This window comes from Pinirhizobacter sp., assembly GCF_035317885.1.
Classification (GTDB): Bacteria; Pseudomonadota; Gammaproteobacteria; order Xanthomonadales; family Rhodanobacteraceae; genus Pinirhizobacter.
The window spans coordinates 1-6,889 of sequence record NZ_DATHFX010000422.1; the positions used below are offsets into that span (position 1 = coordinate 1).

A 6,889-nucleotide genomic window follows, 5' to 3' on the forward strand; every position below is an offset into this window, starting at 1 on the left:
TGGCGCCGGGCGAGGGCCTGTTCCTGGCCTGCAGTTTCTGGCTGGTAGAGAACTATGTGATGCTCGGCCGCATGGACGACGCGAACCGCTTGTTTGCACGCCTTGCCGGCCTTGCCAACGACGTTGGGCTGCTGGCCGAGGAATACGATCCGGTGGCCAAACGCCAGCTGGGCAATTTCCCGCAGGCTTTCTCGCACGTGGCGCTCGTCAACGCCGCCTATAGCATCGCCCGGTCCACCAGCGTCACCGCGAAGTCGCGCGAAGGCGTGGACGCCGCCGTCATCAGTTAGCCAAGCTCACAACACGGAGATTCCCCGATGGCCAAACGCACATCGATGCTGCCCAAAGATGCAACCACCTCGCGGGCCGGCGATGCCGGCCGGCCACCGAAGGCCAATCCATGCGCCATGGTGATCTTCGGGGCCAGCGGCGACCTTACCTCGCGGCTGGTCGTGCCCGCGCTGTACAACATGCGGCGCAGCGGCCTGTTGCCAGATGACTTCGCGCTCATCGGGGTAAACCACGGCAGCGACTCGGACGTCATCTGGAAGCGCAACCTGCGCCGTTCGATGGACAGCTTCGTAGCCAATTCTTCCAGCGAGGGGCACCTGGCCAGCGTCGATGAGGAAGCCTGGACCTGGCTCACCCAGCGCATGTCGCTGGTACTGGGCGAATTCGACGAGGCGGCTACCTACAACCGCCTGGGCAAGTCGCTGGAGACGATCGCCGGCCGCTTCGGTACCCAGGGCAACGTGCTGTTCTACCTTGCCACGCCCGAGCGGTTCTTCGGCCCCGTCATCGACATGCTCAACGGTGCAAAACTCACCCAGGAAAACGTCAACGGAGCCGGCTGGCGCCGCGTAGTGATCGAGAAGCCCTTCGGGCACGACCTGCCGTCGGCACAGGCCCTGAACGCGCGGATCCTGAAATCCCTGCGCGAGGAACAGGTCTATCGCATCGATCATTTCCTTGGCAAGGAAACGGTGCAGAACATCCTGGCCTTCCGTTTCGCCAATGGTCTTTTCGAACCCATCTGGCATCGCGACCGCATCGACCATGTGCAGATCACCGTGGCCGAAACCGTGGGCGTGGAAGCGCGTGGTTCGTTCTACGAACAAACAGGTTGCCTGCGCGACATGGTGCCCAACCACTTGTTCCAGCTGGTGGCGATGGTAGCCATGGAACCGCCGTCGTCGTTCGCCGCCGAGGCGGTGCGCACACGCAAGGCCGAGGCCATCGAGGCGATCCGGCCGGTGAACGTGGAGGACGCTGTCCGTGGCCAGTACGGCCCCGGTGCAGTCAACGGTGACCTGGCCCGTCCCTACCGGGACGAGCCCGACGTGGCGCCGGATTCGCCGACGGAAACCTACGTGGCGATGAAACTTGCCGTCGACACATGGCGCTGGGCCGGCGTGCCGTTCTACCTGCGCACGGGCAAGCACCTGGCACGCCGCACCACCGAGATCGCCATCCGTTTCAAGTCCGCCCCATTCGCGCCGTTCCGCGGCACCAACATGGACGCCTTCGGGCCGGACTGGCTGGTGCTGCAGATCCAGCCCAACGAGGGCATCTCGCTGCAGTTCGACGTCAAGCGGCCGGGACCGAAGATGGAACTGGCCCCGGTGCGCATGGACTTCAACTACGCCGACTGGTTTCCCAGCCAGGCCAACGTGGGTTACGAAACATTGCTGTACGACGTGATGACGGGCGACGCCACGCTGTTCCAGCGCGCCGACATGGTGGAAGCCTCCTGGCGCGTGGTGCAGCCGCTGCTGGAGGCCTGGACCAAGCGCACGCCGTCGGAATTCCCCAACTATGCGTCCGGTAGTGCGGGCCCCGCGGCGGCCGACACCCTGCTGGCCCTGAGTGGCGGCCACACCTGGCGCCCGGTGGCGGCGCAGAAGACCCGTGCACCCAGGCCACCCGTACTCAAACCCAAGCCGAAGGTAGATAAATCCGCCCAGCGGCGCGCCGCGGCGAAGAAAAAACCGTCAGGGCCCTCGTCGGCGCCACTGCCCGCACTTAAGCAGGCCACCGCACGTCCGGCGAAGGCGAGGAAATCGGCGCCGAAGAAAGCCGTCCGAAAGGTAGCCAGCACCTCCGCGGCGAGGAAAGCGGCCACGCCGCGCGGCCGCCGCCGGTAGTTGCGACTGCAACGATATTCCGGCCTCCGGGGTACGCGGAAACGGGGTCATACGCGGAAACGGGGTCAGAGTAATTACTCTGACCCCCAACCCGCGTGCCCCGGCGGCCGGAAACGGGCGGATGTTCAACCTGCGCGTAGCCCGCCGACCAGCATGTCGCCGACGTAGCTGCGATAACGCCGTGCCGCGGTAGCCTGGTCGAGTTTCCCCTGCGTGGCCATGTTCAGCACGGTAGCTCCGGTGGCGGCGAATTCGGCCAGGCCCAGCATCGAGGCGAACAGGAATGGCAGGTTGGTGGTCTTGAACTCGCCGGCGCGAACGCCCTCGTTGACCACCTGGCGAAGGTCGCCGATGGCTTCGAGCACCAGCTTGCGCAGCAGCTTGTCGCCGGCACGCGAGGGACTATCGGAGAGTTCCTCGACGAACAATCGCTGGAAGAAGGGATACTCGCCGATCAGGTCGAAGATGGCGTTGACTCTTGCCCGTACCCGCGCATCGGCCGTCGTGCCCCGGCTGGCGGCGGCCTTGGCCAGGCTGCGACTGAATGCCGCAGTGATGCGTTCGGTGGCGGCCTCCAGCAACGACGACCGATCGTTGAAGTAATAGCGGATCAGCGACGGATCGACGTTGGCGCGGCGCGCCACTTCAGCCCGGGTGATGAGATTGGGGGGCAGCTCGCGCAGGAGCTGGCAGGTTGTTTCGATCAGGCCTTCGCGACCGATGGACTCGGCGTCGGCGGCGGGACGGCCAATGCTGCGGCGGCGTATCGGTTTGGCCTGGATGGTGGCCTGGCGCCGAGTTGAAGCCTTGAAGTTGCTTGCCATGGAACATCTCCTTGTTCATTTGTTTCCTGCGACGGGAATCTCGTCGCGCGTTTACGAATTCCGTTCCCTTGACCTCCGTTGCTTTCGTTTGCCTGTCAGGATTATGCCCCGAGTCCGGCCACCGGGATTTCCAGGTCGTGCAGGGATATTCCCGTGGTTGTGTAGTCCTTCGCCGCTACTAGTGTCCTCTTAGTCCGTCATCCTTACTTACTAAAATCGCGGGCAAAAAAAACCCCGCGAGCCAGGGGAGGGGCTGGCGGGGCTTTGTTAGCCGGCGACCTTAGGGGAAAGGTGGGCCGACCCCTGGCAGGGCCCCGTAGGGTTGCCTGCCGCTTACCGCCATCACGACGGTCTGAGAACTTTGATCCTCGGGAAGGGAAATGGTTCCCCTTCGAGGTATTTCAAGTCCGCTTCGTTTGCCCTCCATTCATCGGGGAGCCAACGATAAGCATGATACGGCCTGGACCGTGAATTCACTGCAACGTTGCGCGTTAACAGGTCGTTTGGACGGCCCTATCAATAGGCGAAAGGCACCCTCACAGTGAGGTTGGCGTCGGGAGTGTCGCGGGTCACGCCCACGCCCAGGGTGACGTTGAGGGTGCGCTTGTCGTTGAAACGGTAGGACCCGCCAATCAGGAGCGTGCCGAGCACCGTGCGCACGGAACCTGGCAGGCGCCTGCCGTTCTGCGTAGTGGCAGCCACCAGTGCCTGGTCGTAGCCAATGCTCATCGACATTTTTTCGTTCAGCGCCAGGCCCATCCCCAGGCTTACGTCGAAAATGTTGCCGGCATGGATATCGCCCAGGTCCTGCTTGCCGGCGGCGAGCACGGTGCGGCTGACATCGTGGCGAGTGAAGTTGTAGAGATAGCTGATATTGCCGAACAGCACGATCGGGTCGGAGGGGAACAGCCAGGTCACGCCCGGTTGCACCGACCAGAAGCCCGAGCCCCGTGGCAGTTCCAGCGGCAGGCCGGTACCGGTAGCGTTCTCCACGCAGCGGGTGACGCAGTCAGTGACCACCTCGAAGGGATCCTTGCCCGTGCGCGACTTCACCCGCAGCCAGCCTACGTAATAGGCCTTGTCCGCCCCACCGTCGTTGAGCTGGTAGCGGGCGGTGGCCTCAATATCGCCGATGCCCTTGCCGTTGGCGCCGAAGGCATTGTCCTGCGCGGTACCTGTGAAGATCTCGCGGCTGATGGTGTCGGTGTGCGAATGGACGTAGGGCACCCGCAATTCCAGTTCCAGCCGGTTGGTAAGGCCGTAGCGCACGGCAAGCCCCGCCGTTTGCGTGGTGGTCTTGACCTGGCGTACGTCGATCAGGCCGATCAGGATCGCCGGGATGATGGTGTAGCCCACCAGGGCCACGCGGTCGGACGACGAATAGCCGAACTGATAGGACGGTTCCAGGATGAACCGGCCCTTGGGCGTGAGCACACCGGGCTGGTCGAAGATCGGTGCCACTTCCGGCGGGCGTTCCTGGGTTTCCGGCGCACGGCCCACCTGGCGCGTGTTTTGTACCACCGGAGCCCCGGCCGATGCGGCGGCCTGCTCGTCAGCCGCTGATATCTGGCGGCTGCGCGGGGCGGTGACGGTGACGGTGGTCGAGGGCAGGCCGACCGCTGCCCGCAGGGCTTGCAGGTCGGCCTCCTGCTTGGCCAGTTGCCTGCGCATCTCGTCCAGCTGCGCGGCCTGCGCCGCGATGCTCTGGCGCGTGGCTTCGATCTGTTCGCCCTGCGCCACTACCTTCTGGCGCACGACTTCACTCACCGGCGCCGCCGGCGAGCTGGGGGTGGCGTTACCGGCCGGCGCTTGCTGCGCGCCCGCCCCGCCGCCGGCCACAGCAAGCCCCAGGCTTGCCGCGAACACGGTTTTCCTTGTCCTGGAAAGCGCCATCTCCCCCTCCCGGTGGTGGTCGTTTCATCGTTCGCTGCCTTCAGCGCGACCGGATCAGCGCGTCTTGCAGCCCTGCCTGGAAATTGATGCTGTGGAACGTGCTCAGCGAGTTGACGGTTGTGGTCAGCGTGGTTGAGCCCTGGATGGTCTGGTTGTCGAGCGAGTTCTGGATCACCGTGGCGCTGTTGCCGATGGCCTGGGTGGCCGCGGCGACGGCTGGCGCGACTATCGCGGCGGTCGCCACGCTGTCGGGCGTGGTCGCCTTGGCCGGCACCTGGCCCGTGCCGTTGGCCGGGGCTGTCGCGGAGGACAGCGTGCTTTCCGATGCCTCGCCACTGGTCGGGGACGTATTGGCGGTGGAACCCGCCGCCGTGGTGGAGGGCGTCTGCCCTTGCGTGGTGGTCGTGGTGCTGCTGGACGGCGAAGCCACGATAGGCGCCGATACCGAATTGCCCGGGCCGTTCTGCACAAACTGGGCGCGGGTGGCGGCTTCAAGCGCCTTGGCCTGGTCTTTCGTCATCTTGGCGATGTCCGGGATCTGCACATTGGCGATCGTGGTGGTGACGCCGTTGATGGTTACCGTGCGATCGAAGCCGAACGAGGCCATCAGGCCGTTGCCGATGTCGAAGCCTCCGCGTGCCTGGGCCAGCCTTGCATCGCTCACCGGGGTCCAGCGATCGATGCCGCCCCAGCGGTCGGCGGCGCGGGCTTGCGTGGGAACCGCTGCGATGACGAGCGGGATGGCGAGGGCGAGGCAAAGACGTGTGTTCATGATGGGATACTCAGATGTCGCCCGGCCCACGCTTGGGCAGGGTGATGGTGTCCAGGCCGCGGCGGTCGATGCCGCTGGCCAGTGGCGCCATAGGCGCTGCGCGCCAGTCGACGGGATTGTTGAAGACAGCAAGGTCGCGGCGGTTGTGGATGACGAAGAGCAAGCGGCTCTTCCACATGTCCTCGAAGCGCGCGCGCGACATTGAATGCGTGCCCGTGGCCGGATCGCCTACCAGCACGCGGCCGTCGGAGACGCCCTTGATCACCACGAAATGGTGGTAGCCGCGGTTGTCGATCAGAGCGATGGCCGGAAGGCCTTCGGAAATGAGCTTGTCCAGCGGTACCTCGAAGCCGTCGGCTTCGAAGCCGAGTTGCCTGAGGAACAGCTTGATGTCCAGCAGCGAGAACCCTTCGCGGTTGATCTTCGCGCGGTCGCCGTTGTTGTACATCTGGGCGAAGGCGGTTTTTTCGTCCACCGGATAGCCGTACTGGTAAGTCAACAAGGTGGCCACGGCAGCAGAACCGCACGAGAAGTCGTACTGCTGGCGGATGGTCTGGCGGAAACGGGCTTCCTTCAGGCTGGTCACGGCCAGCCGGTAGGTAATGCCCTGGGCACCGGGCACGTCGATAGCCTGGGCGGATCCCGCCAGGGCCAGCGCGACGAGACACCAGGCCGCGTGTTTCTTCATGGCTGGAATTGCACGTTGACGATGGTGGCGTTCTGGATCAGCACGTTGTTGCCGCTGTTCTGGATCACCATCGGAATGCCGGCGCTGCTTCCGAGGGCGCTGCCGGAAATCGAATTGCTACCGGTTACGGCGCGGTCGACGCTGTTGTCGCCCACGGTGCCCGAAAGTTGCTGTCGGCTGATGATGTCGGCGCCGCCACTGGCGGCGGCAAGCTTGCTGTCGTCCACGCTCTTTCCCAGGTCGACGTTAGCCGTCGGCGGTGGACTGCCTGCGTGGCACAACCCGCACATCGCAAGCGCGGCGATGGCAAGGGTGGATTTGACTGGCATGGTGTTCTCCTTCGCGGACGGGAAAACCACGGGGCGTCCGGGGGCGCCCCGTGGCAAGCTTCATTGCTTATTGCCCGCCAACGTTGAGGTTGGCCTGCACGTTCACGCTCTGCTGGATCAGCGACGCCATGCCGCTGTTCTGCGCGATCACCGTGACACCAGCTGCTGCCGATGCCGCACCGGTCATGGTGTTGGAGGCATTGAACGTACCTGCCGACACCGAGTTCGTACCGTCGGCT

The 6,889-nt window shown here is 64.8% G+C and carries 7 protein-coding genes; 2 read left to right on the plus strand and 5 right to left on the minus strand.

The genetic code is table 11. The features are described from left to right. Both VK519_RS13875 and zwf read left to right on the plus strand, forming a co-directional pair. Nucleotides 1-290: glycoside hydrolase family 15 protein (locus tag VK519_RS13875; RefSeq protein ID WP_324350722.1), on the plus strand; the 290-nt coding region annotated here is incomplete at its 5' end. A 117-nt stretch (nucleotides 291-407) separates the two neighbouring features. Next, nucleotides 408-2,144, plus strand: a complete 1,737-nt coding sequence (zwf, locus tag VK519_RS13880; RefSeq protein WP_324350732.1) for a glucose-6-phosphate dehydrogenase — start codon at nucleotides 408-410, stop codon at nucleotides 2,142-2,144. 125 nt (nucleotides 2,145-2,269) lie between these two features. Here zwf and VK519_RS13885 read toward each other — a convergent pair whose 3' ends face one another. The 5 genes from VK519_RS13885 to VK519_RS13905 all read right to left on the minus strand — a co-directional run bounded on the left by VK519_RS13885 (nucleotide 2,270) and on the right by VK519_RS13905 (nucleotide 6,650). Next, nucleotides 2,270-2,968, minus strand: a complete 699-nt coding sequence (locus VK519_RS13885; protein ID WP_324350723.1) for a TetR/AcrR family transcriptional regulator — start codon at nucleotides 2,966-2,968, stop codon at nucleotides 2,270-2,272. Between the two features lie 516 nt (nucleotides 2,969-3,484). Continuing rightward, nucleotides 3,485-4,834 (minus strand): acetate kinase, encoded by a 1,350-nt coding sequence (locus tag VK519_RS13890; RefSeq protein ID WP_324350725.1) that lies wholly within the window; start codon nucleotides 4,832-4,834, stop codon nucleotides 3,485-3,487. A gap of 67 nt (nucleotides 4,835-4,901) precedes the next feature. After that, entirely contained in the window at nucleotides 4,902-5,633 is a 732-nt protein-coding gene (locus tag VK519_RS13895; protein WP_324350727.1) for a hypothetical protein, read from the minus strand. A gap of 10 nt (nucleotides 5,634-5,643) precedes the next feature. Beyond that, a complete protein-coding gene (locus VK519_RS13900; protein ID WP_324350729.1) occupies nucleotides 5,644-6,321 on the minus strand; it encodes a C39 family peptidase in 678 nt (225 codons plus the stop codon). Further along, nucleotides 6,318-6,650: a hypothetical protein gene (locus tag VK519_RS13905; protein ID WP_324350730.1), complete on the minus strand. Its 333-nt coding sequence runs from the start codon at nucleotides 6,648-6,650 to the stop codon at nucleotides 6,318-6,320. Before VK519_RS13905 ends, VK519_RS13900 begins: the two co-directional genes overlap by 4 nt. Between the last annotated feature and the right edge of the window lie 239 nt (nucleotides 6,651-6,889).

Excerpts from the sequence above, each read along its gene's own strand:
- zwf (WP_324350732.1), top strand. The coding sequence starts at position 408 with ATGGTGATCTTCGGGGCCAGCGGCGACCTTACCTCGCGGCTGGTCGTG.
- VK519_RS13885 (WP_324350723.1), bottom strand. The coding sequence starts at position 2,968 with ATGGCAAGCAACTTCAAGGCTTCAACTCGGCGCCAGGCCACCATCCAG.
- VK519_RS13895 (WP_324350727.1), bottom strand. The coding sequence starts at position 5,633 with ATGAACACACGTCTTTGCCTCGCCCTCGCCATCCCGCTCGTCATCGCA.
- VK519_RS13900 (WP_324350729.1), bottom strand. The coding sequence starts at position 6,321 with ATGAAGAAACACGCGGCCTGGTGTCTCGTCGCGCTGGCCCTGGCGGGA.
- VK519_RS13905 (WP_324350730.1), bottom strand. The coding sequence starts at position 6,650 with ATGCCAGTCAAATCCACCCTTGCCATCGCCGCGCTTGCGATGTGCGGG.